This window comes from Candidatus Aegiribacteria sp. (genome assembly GCA_021108435.1).
In the GTDB taxonomy this organism is placed as follows: Bacteria; Fermentibacterota; Fermentibacteria; order Fermentibacterales; family JCC-6; genus Aegiribacteria.
On record JAIOQY010000005.1, the window covers coordinates 22,846 to 42,376 of the forward strand.

14 protein-coding genes are annotated in these 19,531 nt (G+C 47.2%); all 14 read right to left on the reverse strand.

The genetic code is table 11. From position 1 onward, the window contains the following. Positions 1–19: 19 nt before the first annotated feature. A complete protein-coding gene (locus tag K8R76_00250; protein MCD4846602.1) occupies positions 20–1,999 on the reverse strand; it encodes a PGF-pre-PGF domain-containing protein in 1,980 nt (659 codons plus the stop codon). After that, positions 1,984–5,451 (reverse strand): S8 family serine peptidase, encoded by a 3,468-nt coding sequence (locus K8R76_00255; protein MCD4846603.1) that lies wholly within the window; start codon positions 5,449–5,451, stop codon positions 1,984–1,986. Before K8R76_00255 ends, K8R76_00250 begins: the two co-directional genes overlap by 16 nt. Before the next feature lie 123 nt (positions 5,452–5,574). Then, the gene (gene folD / locus K8R76_00260; GenBank protein ID MCD4846604.1) at positions 5,575–6,405 is read right to left on the reverse strand and encodes a bifunctional methylenetetrahydrofolate dehydrogenase/methenyltetrahydrofolate cyclohydrolase FolD; all 831 of its coding nucleotides are present in this window, start codon (positions 6,403–6,405) and stop codon (positions 5,575–5,577) included. 10 nt (positions 6,406–6,415) lie between these two features. Then, entirely contained in the window at positions 6,416–6,730 is a 315-nt protein-coding gene (rplU, locus tag K8R76_00265; GenBank protein ID MCD4846605.1) for a 50S ribosomal protein L21, read from the reverse strand. 43 nt (positions 6,731–6,773) lie between these two features. Then, entirely contained in the window at positions 6,774–8,318 is a 1,545-nt protein-coding gene (locus K8R76_00270) for an Rne/Rng family ribonuclease (protein MCD4846606.1), read from the reverse strand. Beyond that, positions 8,308–10,728 (reverse strand): TIGR03936 family radical SAM-associated protein, encoded by a 2,421-nt coding sequence (locus K8R76_00275; protein ID MCD4846607.1) that lies wholly within the window; start codon positions 10,726–10,728, stop codon positions 8,308–8,310. Before K8R76_00275 ends, K8R76_00270 begins: the two co-directional genes overlap by 11 nt. Beyond that, positions 10,725–11,240, reverse strand: a complete 516-nt coding sequence (locus K8R76_00280) for a hypothetical protein (protein ID MCD4846608.1) — start codon at positions 11,238–11,240, stop codon at positions 10,725–10,727. Before K8R76_00280 ends, K8R76_00275 begins: the two co-directional genes overlap by 4 nt. Then, on the reverse strand, positions 11,240–12,076 hold the full coding sequence (gene purQ / locus K8R76_00285; GenBank protein ID MCD4846609.1) for a phosphoribosylformylglycinamidine synthase I: 837 nt from the start codon (positions 12,074–12,076) through the stop codon (positions 11,240–11,242). The genes K8R76_00280 and purQ overlap by 1 nt, the downstream gene beginning before the upstream one ends. After that, a complete protein-coding gene (purL, locus tag K8R76_00290) occupies positions 12,073–14,364 on the reverse strand; it encodes a phosphoribosylformylglycinamidine synthase subunit PurL (protein ID MCD4846610.1) in 2,292 nt (763 codons plus the stop codon). The genes purQ and purL overlap by 4 nt, the downstream gene beginning before the upstream one ends. A gap of 80 nt (positions 14,365–14,444) precedes the next feature. Beyond that, positions 14,445–15,599, reverse strand: a complete 1,155-nt coding sequence (locus K8R76_00295) for a diguanylate cyclase (protein ID MCD4846611.1) — start codon at positions 15,597–15,599, stop codon at positions 14,445–14,447. 22 nt (positions 15,600–15,621) lie between these two features. Continuing rightward, entirely contained in the window at positions 15,622–16,929 is a 1,308-nt protein-coding gene (gene purB, locus K8R76_00300) for an adenylosuccinate lyase (protein MCD4846612.1), read from the reverse strand. A gap of 51 nt (positions 16,930–16,980) precedes the next feature. Beyond that, entirely contained in the window at positions 16,981–17,322 is a 342-nt protein-coding gene (locus K8R76_00305) for an SH3 domain-containing protein (protein MCD4846613.1), read from the reverse strand. Next, positions 17,319–19,046, reverse strand: a complete 1,728-nt coding sequence (ispH, locus tag K8R76_00310) for a 4-hydroxy-3-methylbut-2-enyl diphosphate reductase (protein ID MCD4846614.1) — start codon at positions 19,044–19,046, stop codon at positions 17,319–17,321. The genes K8R76_00305 and ispH overlap by 4 nt, the downstream gene beginning before the upstream one ends. 231 nt (positions 19,047–19,277) lie before the next feature. Continuing rightward, on the reverse strand, positions 19,278–19,531 hold a 254-nt coding region (locus K8R76_00315; protein MCD4846615.1), incomplete at its 5' end, for a hypothetical protein.

The following is a 19,531-nucleotide window of genomic DNA, read 5'->3' on the forward strand; positions in this document are numbered from 1 at the left end:
TTTATACTGAAGCCCTCTCTCAGTCGGTGCTTCGGAGAATCACTATTTCAACTCGTCTATTCAGCTCCCGTCCCGCCTCGGTATCATTCGCGGCAGCGGGTCGTCTTTCACCAAACCATGTAGGTTCGATTTCTATATCAACGCCTTCGAGCTTCGAAGAAAGATAATCGGCAACATTGATTGCCCGCTCTTTCGATAAGCCGTCGTTATGCGAGAATGTACCATCGCTGTCGGCATGTCCTTCTACTGACACAAAAACACCCGGATTAGCTCTAAGTGTTTGAATGATCTGATCAAGCGAGGGAATCTGATCGTTTCTAATCTGTTCGATATTATAATCGAAATAGATAGTTGATACAGGTAATCCCTGTCGTTCAGTCGCGACAATTACGAACTGGAACAGGTCAATCGGATCAGTTTCATAATAACAGTACTCGAGGTCTTCATTGATTTGCCTGACCTCAACATCAAGCGGGACTCCTCCCTGAACTCTCGAAAGACCAATGCTCAGAGGATCAATGCGATTCTCATCCAGCCAGAGTTTATTCACGCGAAAACTCAGAGAAGCTTCGAGAATGTCTACACTGTCAACTTCTCCGTATACTATTCTCGGTTCAAGCATTACCAGTTCTGCCGGGCGGCAGGTAATAATACAATCCCTGAAACGATCCAGATTCGTCTCGTAGTAATAGTAGGCTTCATCCTCATCGAATAATGCTGCTGGAACTCTTTCAAGCGATCCGTCCTCAAGAAGCTGATATAAGCGAAGAAGTCTCAGCTCCAGTCCATGCTGTTCGATCCAGAATCTTGGTACCCTGAAAAGGGCTGTCAGATCACGGATATGCGATTGTTCAAGTGAGCTGCTGATGGGGAAATAGCTGTAGAGATACTGTTCCGAATCAAGCTGAACAGGACTGTTAAGAGGAATCTCATCATATTGTGCCACCAATAATGAATCCTTTTGAATATCTCTGATAGCCCACAGATCAAACTCGTACATGTCAGTGTTGGGGAACCATGTTCTCTTATCAACCATAGGCGGCAGAGGTACTCTTGAGCGATTCTCGTCCCAGGTATCACCACCGAGCCTGAACGTCAAACCGATTCTGTGTCTGCCCCATGTGTTGTAAAGCTGGTTCAGCGGTACACTTAAGGCGTAATCCAGTTCTATTGGAATCGATCCTTCCGTTCTCACTGAAAATCCTGCTGAGATTTCGTGCGCAAGACCTGAAGCTTTGAAAGAATATCCGGTTCTGACTCCCCATGAGGAAGCCGAACCTATCCATTTCTCGAAACCGGCTGAGACATTGAGATCGAGTTTTCCTCCGATTCTTTCAAGGCCGTAATCAATCTGCAGAACTGGAGTAACAAAACGGGGATAGAACGCAGCACCAAGAGAAAACTGCATACCTTGTTTGTCAGTGGTTTCAAGACCAAGATCAGGCTGAATGATATTCCTGACAACACCAGCTACAGTAGCTGTTCTCCCCAATTCAGCCTGAAAACCGGCATTAAGACCTATTCCCTGCCCTTTTTGTCCGTATATGGCAAACAGGGGGTCATAAGATGTGAATTCATTATCCGCAAACTGCCTGAAAAGATATCTTCCGGTTAATCCGATTGATACAGGAAATATCCCTGGTCTGAACGCAAAAGACAGATTTGCCTCCCCTTCAGAGTAGAGATCGGCAGATGTGAGATAGTCAGCTCCCGCTGAAAAAGCAACAAATTTCGACAGAGGATGCAGGTAACTCAGAGCTGCGTAATGAAGCGAACCGTTATCCATATTCGGATACAGGTTCGAATACTCGGTACCGATAAGAATTCTTCCCGCTCGAAGGATTGAAGCGGGATTCCACCAGGCTCCCCAGGCATCATCGCCAAGTGAGATGAAAGCTCCCGAAAGTCCCATTGCTCTGGTTCCCGGTGTCTGATCCGAGGAAGCTGTAGACACGAACAGAAGGGGCAGAAGAAGCAGAAGTATTATCTTGCAACGCATACTACACCACTCATCCTTGTGTTTCCAGTCCACGCCATATAAACGTAGATCCCACCGGAAACAATTCCACCTCCATCATCACGTCCGTCCCATGATGGTTCTTCACCTTCAATTGTTACAATTGGGATACCTTCCAGACTGTAGATCGTCACAGATAACTGATCTCCATCGGCCCCTGGCCAGATGAAATTCGCAACGTCGTTGATTCCATCTCCGTTGGGAGTGAAGGGATTTGGAATTACGTTCATTCCCTGTCCGTAGTCCCGCAACATGGGGAAGTCGTGTATGGTCATTTCATCTTCATAGATGGAAACAGTATCCGTTACTGTTATATATCCGGATTTTTCTGCGCGAATGGGAACAGGTCCAACTGGAACATTCTCAAAGCTATACAAGCCTTCCGAATCAGAAAACTGCTCGAGTCCCATCTCAACCACGCTTACAGATACATCCCGAAGTCTCTGACCAGTATGAACATCCCAGACTTCACCGGAAAGAGAGCCGCTTGGACCCTGTGGCGTCGCGCTGGCCATATTACTGTAATCACTTTCTCCGTATGGATTCTCATAGAGCGTTGTCGCCCAGTAGTAATAGGTAACACCATTACTGACGAGGGAATCAACGTATGAAGTATCATTGGCGGACAGGCTTACGATTGGATCAGGATCCGGTCCGAGTGGGCTCAGACTTCGGTATATCTGATAACCAAATAAGCCTTTAGAACCGGTTCCGGAACTTTCCGCGGACGGAGCACTCCAGTTCAGAGGGATGAATCCATTATTGCCGCTTTCAGCAGTAAGATACTCAGGTGGAGCAAGGATACCTTCAATGGAAAAAGGACCGTAAACCGATCTGTTATTTGACTCAGAAGATTCCTCAATCTGGTCTTCCGCGTCAATAACAGCAATCATGTATCGTATACCCATATCAAAATACGAGAATGTAACAGGCGCACTGTAAGATTGAGTCTCACCTCCCTGAAGAGGTGGAACCATAAATGAAATCAATGGATTTGAAGTACTGTCAGGATCCTCTTCAAGATAGAGAACCAGTTCGCATCCTCCTGCAGGTCCCTGTCCCTGATTAGTGACAACAACCGAGAACATAACCGTTTGACCAACGAAGAACGGAGGTGAGAGGTCCGGGCTGGGAGATGATACAGTGAGATCAGGATACGCGAGAACAACCTGGAATATCGATGAGTCGGGCTGCAATCCGAGATTTGCCGCTGCAACCCGTGCAAGCAGATCATATGTTCCGGGTTGATCCGGAGTCTCTATCGTGAATGTATCCACACTCACAGCGTTTCTGTAAACAAGGTTACCCATATATCGCGGAACTGATACTTCTCCGCTGAAGCCAGATGGAGCTTCAATACTGCCCCATGTTCCGACCGCGATGTATCCTCCGTCATTTTTCACACTGAGAGGAAGTCTCAGTTCAGCTCCGGGGGCTGCGTATATGGTTGTATCCACAGGTGACAGAACTCTTACATCCGGGGTTCTGGAATAAGTGTACACCACAAGTGAATAATCTTCCTCTTCAAATGGATTTCCAGGATCCGACCAGCTTTCAGCAACTATTCTTGCTCTCCAGGCACCGGATTGTGGATTTTCAATACATATTTTCTCCAGTGGACTCTCGCCTGTTACACCTGCCGGAAGTGTGTAGTTATAAGTGACTTCGTCAGGTGATATCAGTGAGAAATCAAGGTCATTACCTATGGAAGCTCCTGGAACATCGCTGTATGCCATTGCACTGGATAGCGAAAGGGTAGTTGATGGAATGTAGAATGTCCATTCCCTGTACAATTGACCTTCAATATATGTTTCGTAAACCCAGAGAACCCGATCGACTTCCTCCGAGAAATAAACACCGGGAAGATGGAAAGCATCAAGAAGTCCATATCCGTATCCTGTGGTCGCGTATCCGCTGAGAGGAGAACCGGTGTTACCGGCAAGAGGAATGGAGCTTGCTGCGAGAAGAGCAGCAATATCCTCGGGATGTACAAGATCCCCATATTTCTCAAAACAAAGCGCAATCGCTCCTGATACGTGCGCAGCGGCCATACTTGTACCAGCTCTTCGCGTATAGGATGATACACCGGGCCATCTGTTCTCCGGATCATCCAGCCACTGACCATTATACATCGCGTTTGTAGATACGACTCCGTCCAACATTGTGGAACCGGAAAACTCGCCACCCGGGGCAAGTATATCAGGCTTGAGCCGCTGATCTCCCTGTGTTGGTCCCTGGCTGCTGTAAGCGGCGAGGTAACAGTTGCCGTCCTCGTCAGGTATGTAGGTGACCGCTCCTACTGTAATGCAATTCTTCGCATTGCCGGGTGATGTAATTGTTCCCGATCCGCCCTGATTTCCGGCTGAGAACACAAGCACCATATCCCTGTCATTGACCCATGTATCTACTATTTCACAGAATTCATCATATCCTGAAGAAGTGAATCCCCAGGAATTATTGATTATTTCACATCCTGCCGTCTGGAATTGACTGAAGAAACCGTCAAGCTGTGAGGGAGTCATTCCGGATGGGCGCTCGAGTACAAAAAGAGAACCGTTGTAAGCGGCACCTCTTCCATTGAACTCGCATCCCAGAGATACCTGTCCGCGAGATGAAATAACGCCGCAGACAGCTGTTCCGTGTCCATCCTGATCAGGAGGACCGGAAATAACCGCTGGAGAAAGGTCAGGGTGTTCGCTCCAGACTCCGGTATCAAGTACACCTACTATGGTTCCCTCACCCTGATAGTATTCCCATACGTTAGGACAACCGATAAGACGCCTGCTGTCATCAGCTCTGAATTGCGCGCTTTCCGGATTAGATCGAATTTCCCATGAGACTTCAACTACTCCGGGAAACTCGCAGAGGTTCTTAAAATCGGTTGAAGCACCCGGAACACGAGCCAGATCCTGACGGATCCATTCTCCTCCTGCGGGTAGTCTTTCTCCAAGGATTCTCAGGAGGAAGTACCCCGACCAGTTGGACGGTTCTTGATCATTGCTGTAATGAGCAGTATTCCAGGGTTTTATTGATCGAATAAATTCAGACGACCGCAACAGATCAATATCCGGTTCACCGGTCACAATAGCAGCAAATATATCGTTTTCGGGAGACCAGCCTGCAGGCCAGAAACCGCTTCGATCAAGAATCGACAGATTCGCCGGTGTGAGCGGCTGCCATACCCTGATCTCGACAATTGAAAAAAGATTAAGCTGTGATAAAACTGGTGCACCCTCAAGAACTCCTGAACCTGATAACAGCTGTTCATAACCGGAATCATACAGAAGCAATTCCCGCTGTCTTTTATCAGTATCCAGCTCTGAAAGATATTGGAGTATTCCAGCCGGTGAAGCACCCTGTTGAGGCGCACTGCCAAAAAACGCCAATAACGTCATTAAAACAACAATCGGATGAATGACTTCGTCTCCCTTCACACCCCTCACCGTAGGCATACGACATTACCGTGGTCAATGTCAAGCTTATCATTTTATTTTGGAATTGTAAAAGTCTTCTACCAAATATGATATGGTATCCGGAAGTACTCTCGAATGGACATGCTATCTGTTGCGTTTCCAGGCCTTAACTGTGTTTGAAAGCAAAAATGCGATTGTCAGTGGACCAACACCGCCTGGAACAGGCGTTATGGCTCCGCAGATATCCTTCACCTGTTCAAAATCAACATCTCCCCGGAGTCCTTCAGATGTACGGGTGATCCCCACATCGATAAGTGTGGATCCAGGTTTGACAAATTCAGAGTTTATGAAGTGTGGTTTTCCAACAGCTGCGATCAGAATATCGGCCTGTCTGCACAGACCTGGCAGGTCCGGAGTATGCGAATGCGCGATAGTAACGGTTGCGTGCTCGCGAAGCAGAAGAGCTGCCATAGGCTTTCCTACAATATTGCTTCTGCCCACGATAACGGCATTGACTCCGTCAATCTGAATTTCACTGTGTTTCAGAAGAGCAATTATTCCAACAGGAGTGCAGGGGAAGAGTCCATCTTCTCCGCGCCAGAGTCTTCCAACATTTACCGGATGAAATCCATCCACATCTTTAGATGAGAGAATTGACGAAGCAACCTTTTCATCCGAGATGTGTTCCGGAAGAGGAAGCTGACAGAGAATTCCATCGATGGATGAATCCTGATTAAGGTTTTCAATTTCACGTAAAAGCTCGTTCTGGGTAACTGCTTCATCCAGATGGACAATCCTGCTGATGAGTCCGGCTTTCTCGCATGCTTTTTTCTTCATGGAGACGTATACCTGGCTTGCAGGATTATCTCCAACGATAATGACGGCCAGCCCTGGAGGCCGACCGTCAATCTGTGATATCTCTTCAGCCAGATTTTTCCGTACCGTTTTCGCAAATGCCTTTCCGGAAAGAATCATGGATATCCCTTTATCCTTTACTAATCGTCTTGATCTCTATTCTTGTGTAATCCTGGCGATGTCCCTGGGTTCTCTCGTAACCTTTTCGCCTTTTTCTCTTGTAGACGATTATCTTCCCGCCTCTTCCATGTTCAAGGACATTCGCTTCAACAGACGCATCTTTCACTACCGGAGTTCCAATTTCAATATCGGAATCCTCCGCAAGCAGAAGAACTTTATCCAGTTTGACAGTACTTCCTTCTTCAGAATTAATCTTTGGGACATTCAGCTTCATTCCAGGTTCTACCCTGAACTGCAGCCCTCCTGTCTCTATAATCGCGTACAACTATCCACCTCCATTATTATTTACCATTGTTACCCGCGGGAAATTAGGATTTCTCTGAATGCCCGTAGAGTTCAGTGATTTCTTCATGCATGTCAATTGAGTAGACCCTGAATTCATCCACCCGTATTTGATTATCCTCTCGAAACTCAATACCCAGCTGAGAAATGGACGCTATATGATCCATCCTCTTCCCATCATTCTCGTGAAGATAGGCTGCAATGTCAGGGTGTACTGAGATTACCAGGTTCTTGTGCTTCTTCTTCATCGATGCCCGTTCAATAAAACGTTCAAGCTGGGTTGCAGTTGACACAATCGACAACACTCTTCCGGTACCACCGCAATTCGAACAGGGTTCGGACAGTGACTGGAAGACACTGGGTCTGACTCTTTTTCTCGTCATTTCAACGAGTCCGAGAGAACTGACCTGGCATGTTTTCGTAGGGGAACGATCCCTCCCTAATTCACTTCGGAGGGTGTTCAGTACTTTATCTCTGTGTTCTGCTATATCCATATCAATGAAATCAATTACGATTATTCCACCTAAATCTCGCAGACGAAGCTGCCTCGCGACTTCCCGCGCGGCTTCCATGTTTGTCTTGAGAATGGTGTTTTCCTGTTTTTTTCTACCTACATATCTTTTTGTATTCACATCAATTGCTACGAGTGCTTCAGTGTGTTCAATAACAAGTGATCCCCCGCTTTTCAACGGAACTTCACGAGCCATGATTCCAGTTATTTCCTGCTCAATATTGAAATGATCATAGATGGGATTCTTCCCCCGGTAGTATTTCACTTTCCCCATCATACTGTTAGCGAATGTCTTCAAATATTTTCTGGCATCTCTGGCAACCTGTTTTGAATCAGTTACAATAGAATTCGTATCCGAAGTGACAAGATCCCGCATGGTCATCGTAATAACATCGTGTTCCTGGTGGAGAAGCGCCGGAGCCTTGCTCTTGAGAGCTAACTGACCAACTTCACGCCATCGGTCAATTATCCTGCTCATATCCGACCGGAATGCTTTCTCGTCATGCGAAATCCCGGCCGTTCTTGCGATGATTCCATATCCGGGTATTATAACACTGGACACAATCTTTCTCAGGCGCCCTCTTTCACGTCTGTCAGTGATTTTTCTGGATACTCCTGTGACAGATTCACCAGGCATGCTTACTATGTATCTTCCGGCTATGGAAATCCTGGTGCTGACTCTGGCTCCCTTTGTTCCTATAGGTTCTTTGGTTACCTGAACAAGGATATCCTGCCCTTTCCTGAGAACCTTCTCAATGGAATCATTCACTTCTTTCGTAACCAGAGGAGTACCGCTTGCAAGGGATTTCGCAAATTTCCCGGTGTCGGTTGCGCTTGTTCTAATATCACTGACATGAAGGAAAGCGCTTCGTTCCATTCCTATATCGACGAAAGCCGCCTGCATGCCGGGAAGGACAGCGTTAACCTTCCCAAGGTAGACATTTCCTACCTGCCTTCGTTCGTTACCACCTTCAACTATGAGCTCCATGAGTTTCTCATCCTCAAGAATTGCAATTCTCGTAACTTCGGGATGAGAGTTAATTATGAAATCAATTTTCAAAAAATATCTTCTCCAGATCTTTACTATGACTTCTCAATAATTTTCTGTCATCGAGAGTCACGTATACATTCGTTCGTCGAATTCGAGCAGGAGAATCAAGAATCCGGTTCAATAATAAGTCCGGACGTGATTCCTTACTGCCTGTTACTGTTACCAGTTCAACGAAACAATTATTCTTTACTTCTGCGCTCAGAACAGGATCCATTTCCTGCAGAGAGGCAGCGATTTTACTCGCAATGTCAGGAGTCCATTCCATATCTCCCGACTGTGCGACATATCCAGCCGCAACCGTATTCGCATCCGGATCAGAATCACTGATCCGGATAAACCATATTTCTTCTATCCTGAATCCATCAGGGAGTACTCGTTCAAGAAGCTTGCGAGGTTCCTCAAGGGGTTTCTCTTCAAGCTGTATATCAACATACTCGGCAACGCTCTCCATACCAAGAGGAAGAGCTGATCCAAAATGCATTCTCGGCCTGCTAACATAACCATCTGAATAGGAAACAGGCAAATCAGCCCGTCTTACAACTCTGCCCCACATCCTGACCAGATCAAGATGGGACGAGAACCGGGCAAGACCGGTTTTGGAGTAACGTATCCTTAATACAGCATAAGGTTCCTTCGATTGTTCAGCAATTCCAGGCTCAGCAGCACCAGGCTCATCCAGCTCTGGTAAATTTCCATCGCATGCTCCGCATCCTGTGCAGCCCTGCTCCCTGCAATCAGGTGTGGTTGTCTCCTGAAAGTATTTCTCAAATTCAGAGACAAGATATTCACGCGAAACCCCGGTTGAAATAAAATCCCAGGGTAGTCGATCTCCAGGCTTTGACCCCTTGTGTACTCTTTCGAGAAGTTCGCTGTACTCATCAAGCAGTTCTTTCCAGATATCCCATCTGAAATTGTCTGTCCAGGCATCAAATCTGGCTCCTCTGAGTACGGCTTTCTCGAGCATGTCCGCTGATTCTCCGTCATCTCCGAGTGAAAGCAGCGCTTCCACAGAGGCGACTTTCGGGCTGTTCCAGCTTATAGATACCTTCCTCCCGCAAATTCTTCGAACAAGCCCGATTCTTCTCGATAGTTCCTCATCTGACATTTGAGAGGCCCACTGCAGCGGAGTATGCGCCTTGGGCACAAATGGAGACAGCGCTACTGTTACACTTTTCCGTGGATTGCGTCCGTATTTCCTGGCTATCCTGCCGATTTCTATTGCGATACTGCCAATAGCACTGACATCTTCCAGTGTTTCCTCTGGAAGACCAACCATAAAGTAAAGTTTTATTCCTTTGGCTCCTATTCTGAAGACCGTATCGGCAGCCTTCAGAATAACTTCATCTGCAAGCGGTTTGTTCATTTTCCTTCTGAGCGATTCACTTCCGGCCTCAGGAGCCATTGTTATTCTTCCGGTAATATTAGTACAATCCTCAAGTCTGCTGAGGGTATCCGGTCTTAGAGACGGTCTGCCAGGTGAAGCATGGTGTTTTGCGCAAATTGCATCCATTCCCGCAAGCAGCTCAGGAAGTCTTGAATAGTCAGAGAATGATAATGTAAGCAGTCCTGCCTTTTCCCATCCGGTACACTTTATAATCGAATCCATCAATTCGAGTATCTCCATAACAGGCCTTTCCCTCACCGGACGGTTCAATTGAGAGGCCTGGCAGAATCTGCATCCCCTGGTGCAGCCTCTGGCGATTTCCACAACAGCGCGGTCCTGAGATACTTTCGAAAGCGGGACAAGCTGCTTCACGGGAGCCCATTCCCTGCGAAGATCGCTGATTCTCTGCAGTTCAACAGGCTTTTTACCGATACACGGAATGAATACACCGGGAATGGAGCTTGCTCTTTCAAGACGGAAGGATCGTGATTCGGAGCCTGAAAGAATCTCAAAAAGCTCAACGGCTTTTTCTTCAATCTCTCCAAGAAAAACAACATCGGCAAAAGGCGCCAGCGGCAGAGGGTTGGCTATGCCTCCCCCTCCAAAGAGTATAACCGGTGAATTCTCTTCTCTTCCACTGCTTCTGAGAGAAACTCCCATCCTCCTGATCAGATGAAGAACATTTGTGTAAAGCGCTTCAGAAGGAATACCAAAACCTACTACTCTGCTATTCCGAACCGGGTCCCCGTTTTCAAGATCGGCCCAGTCAAGCCCTTCTCTGTCCAGAAGCTCATCCATATCAGGAGCGGGACTGAATGCGCGCCTTACATCGAACTTCCCGCTTTTGACAAGCATATGACGAAGTATTACAAGACCGAAATTCGACATCCCGAGTTCGTAAATATCAGGATAGACGAGCGTCACCCTTGGCTTATCCTTCAGGGAACACTCAAGGTTCCATTCCCCGCCGGTATATTGCTGAGGTCTTCTGATTTCAGGAAGAAATTTTTCGTATGGATGAACGTATGAACTCAAGCCTGATCCAGCAGATTAATGTTCTGAGAAACAGGATTCGCAAGCAAACCGTGATCCCGATAAGAAGTGACGGTCAGTGCAAGTGTTCTTTCCCTTGCTTCAGCCACGGAGGAACCTGAAGGATATCCGAGCCGCCAGAGAACTGAATACATCACTTTATCAATTTCATATTTATTGCGCCTGAGGATATCAGTCCAGTTCTCGGAGATGCTGTCTACCTTGTCGGTAACAAGCACTTCAGTCCAGACAAGTTCTTCATCCCCGGAATGGAGAGTACCGCTTCCGCCCGAAAAGCTCCAGGACTGCTTGTTGGGATTTACGATATCATGAAAATGTGACACTACTTTTTCAACAGTTCTCTTTCCATCCAGGGGTCTGATGAACCGCCAGTAATCGTATCTTTCCAGCCTGCCCGGACATGTGTCCGGATTGATTCGCTTCAATGTCGACAGGGCGGTCATAGCCGCGGGATCAGGCGCCTTCAGTCTGACTTCTATCGAAACATCTGTCATTAATCCTCCCTGGATATGAGCTCGAAATAATCAGCAAGGCTTCTGAAGAACAGCGCTCCGGGTCCTTTCGATGCGGCAATCGCAGGGTCATGGTTCAGGGAGGTTCGGCGGTCACCCCAGGTTCCGGGGATCCACGGTGGAATCTGCCACATCCAGAACGCTCTTTCAGGGTGGGGCATCATGGCAAGAACATTGCCCTCCTTATTCATAATTCCCGCAAGATTCATGAATGAACCGTTGGGATTTACAGGATAATCAGCGATTTCAACTCCGTTCTCATCACAATATGTAAGCGCCATGCATTCGCTTACTCGATGATTATCCTTTTCCGCAAAAACGAATCTTCCCTCAGCGTGCGCGATCGGAACAGGAATAGGATTGTTTCCAATCATTCGAAGCCATGGCGAGATTTTCAATGCTCTTTTTTTCACGCGGAGGAACACCCATCGGCTCAGATAGCCGCTGCGGCCGCTTATATGATTTGCCGCCAGAGCTGACTCTATTCTTCCATTTTCCCATCCGGGTACAAGACCGCTCTCAACAAGTATCTGCGCGCCGTTGCAGATGCCTAGAACCGGTTTACCGGACAGTGCTTCGTTGAAAACCAGATCCATGATCTCTTCTTTCGCGCCGACAGCTCCGGCTCTTACTCTGTCCTGGAAAGAGAATCCGCCTGGCAGAATGAACGCGTCAGGGCTGGAATCCGAAAGCTCCTTCAACTGATTCCAACGAAATATCGCGGCATCCATTCCCGATTCCCGCACAACCGAAGCGGTTTCATACTCGCAATTCGATCCGGGAAACTGCAGAACAGCTACAAGAGGTTTGTTTGTCATTCAGACAGCTCCTCTCTCCAGATAATCCTGTCCAGCAGTGTACTGTACTCCTCCAGCACTTCTGAAAGGTTCAACTTCCAGATATCGGAGGAAATCGAGAAATCAGCTGTCACCCTTCCAATTACCGAGGTGAAGTCCGGCTTCACAGAAATGCTTTCCCAATCCTCAGATGACATTTCTATGAGATATCCTGGAGTTTCTGAATAGAGGAAAACGGGATCTGTGAAACCTTTACTGAGAATCACACCCTTCCTGGCATCCTTTCTTGTGGCCAGTGCCATCTCGACCGCAGCCATTGCAAGACCGCCTTCAGATATATCGTGAACCGATTGTGAGATTCCAGCTTCTGCGCAATCGAGCACAAATCGCGCCATCTCGTACTCGAGTTCTCCACGGAAAAGGGGAACCTTTCCGCCTGAATGTCCGAGACATGAACGATAGTAAAGACTTCCGCCAAACTCGTCCTCTCTCGGGCCAATCAGAACAATGACATTTCCCTGATTTTTCAGTGACATGTCGGTTGCTCTGGTGAAATCATCTATTCTCCCGAAAACCGCTACGATCGGGGATGGTGGAATCGATCCGCCCGACAATGACTGATTGTAAAAACTCACATTACCCGATACAATGGGAAGCGGATGTTCACGACCGCTTTCAAGCCCCAGATTTCTGCAGGCATGAGCGATTCCTTCAACGCCCCGGCAGAACTGCCAGAACACATCTGGTTTCTCCGGATTGCCGTAATTCAGGCAGTCCGTGGCAGCAATCGGAACAGCTCCTGTCGCTACAACATTTCTGACTGCCTCACCGACAGCATGCGCTCCCGCAAGAAACGGTTCGAGCTGACCGAACCAGGGATTTCCATCACCTGAAACCGCAAGTCCCGCTTTGCATCCTTTAATCGGAACAGTCACACAGGCATCAGCTTCTCCTGGTCTGAAATGAGTTGTTCCCTGAACCTCGCTGTCGTAATAACTCCATATTGGCGATCTGCTTGCTCCATCATGCGAAAGCAGCATCTTCCTCAGATCGGAAGGAGGATCAACAGGGCGAATGTCAGGTTCTATCACCTCGACGGGAGACGGTTTCGATTCCCTTTCGTAAACGATACCCTCGGTGATACAATGTACAGGAGTGAAAGCCACTTCAATGCCCCTGTGAACAACTTTGTAAACGGGGTCTTCTGTGAACCTGCCTATTATGGAAGCGGAAGCGCCTGGAAACAGGCGGGGTAATTCAAAGCTGATGTTATAAATGTTAAGAATTTCCTCAGCAACACTCTCCGGCACGGCGAGTCCGTATCTTTCCTGTGTTTCAGCGCAGGCAATTACTTCAGGCGGAAGCCCTGGAATTGAGATGGGTACTTCATCCAGATCCACATGAATGCCAAGCCCACCGTGAGCTGCAAGCTCACTGGTAACACACGCAATTCCTCCAGCACCGAGATCCTTGAATCCAAACGGGATTTCTTTTTCGAAAAGCATCTCCAGAACCACCCTGTTTGCCTCGGAAAGCACTCTCTTGAGGAAAGGATCAGCGACCTGCACCGCACCTTTCTCCGCTGTATCCGACAGATCGGCGGAAGCGAAAGTGGCTCCTCCGAATCCTGTATCATCCGTAGGCTTTCCAGCCAGAATCAGCACATACTGTTCCGTATGAGCTTCCTCCGGAACAAAGCTGTGCGCAATCCTGTCGTGTCTGACAAACCCGAGAGCAACAACATTAACAAGACAGTTATCATCGTAACCTTCATGGAACCTGGTATCACCGCCAAGGTTTGGTACACCAAGCGCATTCCCGTATTTCCAGATGCCCTCAATCACTCCACGGCAGATTGCCCTTGTTCTCTCACCTGAGAGACCTATGGGATCTCCAAAACGGAGAAGGTCAAGTGATCCGGTTACCTTTGCTCCCATACAGTAAACATCTCGCACAATCCCGCCTATTCCGGTAGCGGCACCCTCTACAGGAAGAACCTGGGAGGGATGATTATGGCTTTCGTGAGCAACAACCAGATCCCAGTCAACTCCGTTGAAGGTGCAGAATCGCACGATACCAGCATCTTCCCCTGGCCCCACAACAACATTGGAAGCTTGCGTCGGCAGCTGTCTCAGAACAGGTTTTGAGCTTTTATAGGAGCAGTGTTCACTCCACATAGTGTCGAACAGGTGGAGTTCGAGGGGAGTCGGCATTCGACCAACATAACCGGCCAGTTTCTCTGCTTCCGGAAGTGTCATCGCAAGACTACGTTCTTTGATTGCTTCCTTAAGCTTATCCCTTAGATCCATCGATACCTTCCAGTTTACTGTTCGGGGATATTGAAATTCGCATGTTTCTTAAAATAGATCAGCTGTAAAATAATTCCCGGTCATTTACCAATTGATGAGATGAACGTTTTCTGCTCAAGACTGCTTAATACAACTTCAACGGTATCACTGTTCCCGGATTCAACTATAAGATATCGCATCCTGACGTTACCTATACAATCTCCGGTATCATTCTCCAGTTTTGGAAGGTCATCAAGCAGACGATGCATAACATTTTCCATGCCCTCAATACCTGTACCAGGCAGTAGAATGACAATTTTATCAACACCGGTTCTCAATCCGGCATCAATGTTCCGCATAGTCGCTTTAAGATGATTGGCGGCAATTGACATGAACTCTCTGGCACGAAACCTGTCATCGATAGCGCCGCGTTCAATTATTAGTTCCACTACAGCAAGAGGGCTGTCAAATCTTCTGACTCTCTCAAGCTCCTGGGTAAGAATCGGTTCTAGCCTTCCTTTACCAGGAAGACCTGTGTCAGGATCCATATCGGCAGCGGATTCAAACCTGCCAAGAAGTCGAATACCCTCTAAGGCAGCAGCTCCAACAGCTGCAATCGCAACCAGTCTTTCTCTTGGAAGAGTTGATTCTATCGGAATATCAACCAGACATATCACACCGTACAGCACGCCCTGGCAAACCATAGGTGCAGCGAGATCGGGAAGGAAATTCGGAATCGCGGTTCTCTCAAGCCGTTTCTTTGTAAGTTCGCTTTCTTTCTCAAGGTTTTTCTTCTCAAAAACCAATCCGGTCTCCGCTGAAAATCCCACATGCCCGTCACCAACATTTACCACGAGAGGTTGTTTGAGAATCTCTCCGAGTCCCTCAGTATGTACAAGCCCCAGTTTACCTCCACGGACATCTGCCAGGAATACCGCAATGCGATCACATCCGGTAAGTCTGTGCATGGCCCTGGCAAGAAGTTTAGCGAGTTCATCCGGAGTTCTCGCCGCAAGCACCTGTTTTACCAGTTCAGGAAACAGTACTGCAATAGCACGGTGTTTCTTAATCTCAAGATCATATCTGGTTTGCCTTGCATCAGCTTCCTGCTTGTCATAACGAAGAGCAGTGATATCATTCTTGAGCGAACTGATTCGTTCCTCATTATTGAATGCTATTTTCCTGGTTTTTGCAAGCATAATCAACCACACCAGCAATGCTCCAACGATAATCCCCCCAAGTATTTCGATCAGCATCTATATCACCCTCCCCCGTAAATCATTCATCTGCTGGTAAAAGACCAAGCCTTCCCAGAGTATTATCCTCATTTCGAAGGTGATACTCAAGGGCACATCGCTCCTCGATCTCATTACCGGACAAAATCTTCTTGAACTCCTTATCCTGTCTTACCATATCGATAAATCCTATACCCTGTTCCATAGCCTCCATGGCAACACGCTGAACCATCTTATAGGCGCTTTCTCTTGAAAAACCTTTATCAATCAGAGCGAGCAGAATTGTCTGAGAGTGGAATCTGTCCCCGGCCTTTTCAATATTGCTCCTGACGGCATCTGGAAACACCCTCAGATTTGATGTAAGCTTCACTGCCCTGGAAAGCGCATATAGAGCTATCCCACAGGAATCCGGAAAGATGAAGCGTTCAGCGGATGAATGGCTTATATCTCTTTCATGCCATAGAACAGTGTTCTCAAGGGATGGAATCAGATAGCCCCTGAGCAGGCGTGCAAGCCCGCAGAGTCTCTCACTGATAATTGGATTCCGTTTATGGGGCATGGCACTGGAACCTTTCTGTCCTTTCCCGAAGGACTCCTCAACTTCACCGACTTCGGTTCGCTGCAGATGCCGTATTTCCGTTCCGAATCTCTCAAGGAGACTTCCTATGGAGGCAAGCGCATATACAAAATCTGCGTGCCTGTCTCTTGCAACAACCTGGGTCGAAACAGTTTCAATCCCGATTCCCAGTCTTCTGCAGACGAATTCCTCCACGGATGGGTCCAGATGTGCGTAAGTTCCTACTGCTCCGGACAATTTTCCCACACATGCTGATTCAAGACCAGTTATTAATCGGTCCTTACACCTCAGATATTCGCTGTAGTACCCGGCAAACTTCAAGCCCATCGTTGTCGGTTCCGCATGCATTCCGTGACTTCTGCCTATACAGAGAATCCCCCTGGTTCTGTTGACCAGACCGGCCATAGCACTGCCAAAACTGTCAAGCTCATCCATAATCATCTTCCCTGCATCCTTCAGCTGGGTTGCAAGGCATGTATCGAGAATGTCGCTGGAAGTCATACCGTAATGAATATGTCTTGCTTCTGAACCAAGACTCTCGGATACACTTGTAAGGAAAGCGATTACATCATGTCTGACAACTTCTTCGATTTCCTCGATTCTTTTTACATTGAAGGAGGCGTTATCTCTGATATTCTTCAGATCTGAAGCTGAAACAAAACCGGCTTCCGCCCTTGCCTCCACAGCAAGTATCTCTATTCTCAACCATCTTGCATATCTGGATTCAGCAGTCCATATCTCCTCCATCTCGGGGATTAAATATCTGTCAATCATTAATATCCTCCAGTAATCATGAAAACGTTCAGTAAATCCGAATCTTATGTATCAATGCGGAAGTTCCGCCCCGAAAGTCAATGGCCCATATATCCATGCAAAAAGAGACAGGTTCGGAACATACACCCGGAACCAGTCATCAAGTCCCCCTGTAATCTGAAGAGTATCACCACTTTCAACCTGTCCAAGAGTAGCATATTCAGTTCCCGGCCCTGCCCTGAGATTCACAATACTGCCGGATACAATAAGCTGCTGCCATTCCGGAATACTGCTGCCGCCCGTTTCCTGATCGTGCTGGGATACATCTGTTTTTGAGCACGATAGAATTGTCAGAATCACCAACATCAATGAAATGAAGAAACATGTTTTACCTGAATCACATATTCTTCTCATAATACCTCCCCGATCCAGTACACAAGTATTGGAGCGAATCCCGCGATAAACAGACTCCCGTCTGCAATAATCCTTTTAGAAAACTCCGATGGAAAAGGGCTTCTTCTGAGATAGAAATACCCGACCGCCAGAGTAATTAGTCCGCCCGCGAAAGCTGAAGCATGAACAGGAAGATACCTGATAACAATACCGGCTGCGGGCAGAACAGTCGCCAGAATGAAACAGCACCAGAATAGAATGACGCTCTTTTCTCTTCCTGCATGAATTGGAATGGTATCTATCCCCATAAGAGCATCACCCTGCATATCCACTAAATCAGCCAGCAGGCACCTGCCCAGAAATAGAAAGAACAGTGTTCCTGCCCAAAGAACAGAACCGGGATTAATTGTGGAACCGGCTGAAATGAATCCTGGAAGTAATGCAAGCAGGAACGACCAGGCTCCGGCAAACATAAGATCCCTGGAACCGGGAACAGCCCTCAACCCTCGGAACGGGTAGGTTTTTCTTATAAGCGGAATAGAATAGAAAAGGAATGCAACAAGCATTAATCCCAGAACACATGGCCAGACAGGATTCAAAACGAGAGAAATCCCCAGTGATCCGGCAAATGCGGTTAAAGCGCAGATAGTAAGAAATATTCGATGCTTTCTGATAAACTCCTGTCTCCGCAGACCGGATGGGCGAGAATATCCGGATTCCAGAACGGAAGTCACCGTATGGACCGCGAAAAGAAAAAGAGAAGAGGCAATCACCGGTTCAAACCATCCGGTCCCACCAAGGATGATCGAACTCGCAATTCCCGTAGCAAATGTAATGGGAAGAATATGGAAATTCCCAAAAACCATTACCTGAAGCAGCTCCCTGAATTTTCCGGATCTCAGTCTGTTCCCCTGAATCTCAAGAAGCTGTTCCCGGACTTTTCGAATGCTCCAGCTGGGAGTAGATGCACCAGCTGTTAGAAGGATGTCATCGTATCGTGCCAGCAGTTCTGCATCCAGCTCTTCATGTGTTTCTACGATGTACGATGGAAGTCCCTCCTCGCGGGCAATTTCAGCAAGTCTGGCAGTATTCGCGCTGTTTCTTCCCCCAACAACAACCACGCAGTCAACTCCGCCGCACAGATCTCTGAGTTCATTCTGTCTCATGCTTGTTGATTCGCAAATCGTAAAAGCATGTTCAAGATTGGAAAATCTGTTCAGAAGAGCTTTCTTTGTTTCTTCGTATGTTTGAGTGTTCTGTGTGGTCTGGGAAAGCAGGAAAGGCTTTGATAGTTCAGGCAGGTTTTCCACATCAATCGGACCGGATATAACCCTGGCTGAAGATCCCCCGTAAGAAAGAATCGATATTACTTCCTGATGAGCAGGGTCTCCGAGGATAAGAACATCATATCCCTCCTCGCTTTTCTTTCTGGCAATCATCAGAGCTCTGCTGACTCGTGGACATGTCAGATCTTTCAAATGCAGGGGGAGGCTGGAAACCTTTTTTTGTTCATCAACTGTGATTCCGTGAGTTCTCAGGAAAAGTGTACCTTTCCGCATTTCCTCAGGATCGCTGCAAATACCTACGCCCTTATCCTCAAGAGCCTCCAGTACCTGCGGATTATGCACAAGTTCACCGTATACCGCATATGGTTTATTGCCCTTCTTGAGTTCAGCAAGGACCAGATCAACTGCTCTGCGGACTCCCCAGCAGAAACCGGCAGTCCGTGCTGTAATTACGCTCAAGAAGATCCTCCCTCAATGAAAAGCATCAGTTAACATAACAGAGAAAGAAAGTACGGGAAAATCAATTCGGCCTCTGCGGTCAAGCGGAGTAAATTACTCGTTGATCCTTATTCAATCCAATTTTCAACTTTCAAATTCTCAACTCTTTTGAATTCCTTTTCATTCCGCAGAAGATGTCAAGGTATATATCAAGGAATATATATTTTTGTTTATCGGAAAGTGCGGGAAGTTCTACTGAATTCGATTTATAGAGGTATTATCATTCTGATTTATCATGCTTTCCAGTTTGTTTCTGATTCGAACATCTACTCTGAAGTGGGTTACAAATTCAGATTCATTGCTTATATCCATGCCCGCAATTTCTGACACAAGTTCATAGTATTCATTTGTCCGGTTATTTACTGTCTTTCCCATAAGCAGGTGCTGCGCAAGTATGACGCTATTCTCAATTTGCTCGTGGATATTGTATTCTTCATCATCGGGGT

Bases quoted from the DNA above. Each gene is read 5' to 3' on its own strand.
- K8R76_00250 (MCD4846602.1), bottom strand. From the start codon at position 1,999: ATGCGTTGCAAGATAATACTTCTGCTTCTTCTGCCCCTTCTGTTCGTG.
- folD (MCD4846604.1), bottom strand. From the start codon at position 6,405: ATGATTCTTTCCGGAAAGGCATTTGCGAAAACGGTACGGAAAAATCTG.
- K8R76_00280 (MCD4846608.1), bottom strand. From the start codon at position 11,240: ATGACAGATGTTTCGATAGAAGTCAGACTGAAGGCGCCTGATCCCGCG.
- purQ (MCD4846609.1), bottom strand. From the start codon at position 12,076: ATGACAAACAAACCTCTTGTAGCTGTTCTGCAGTTTCCCGGATCGAAT.
- purL (MCD4846610.1), bottom strand. From the start codon at position 14,364: ATGGATCTAAGGGATAAGCTTAAGGAAGCAATCAAAGAACGTAGTCTT.
- K8R76_00295 (MCD4846611.1), bottom strand. From the start codon at position 15,599: ATGCTGATCGAAATACTTGGGGGGATTATCGTTGGAGCATTGCTGGTG.
- purB (MCD4846612.1), bottom strand. From the start codon at position 16,929: ATGATTGACAGATATTTAATCCCCGAGATGGAGGAGATATGGACTGCT.
- K8R76_00305 (MCD4846613.1), bottom strand. From the start codon at position 17,322: ATGAGAAGAATATGTGATTCAGGTAAAACATGTTTCTTCATTTCATTG.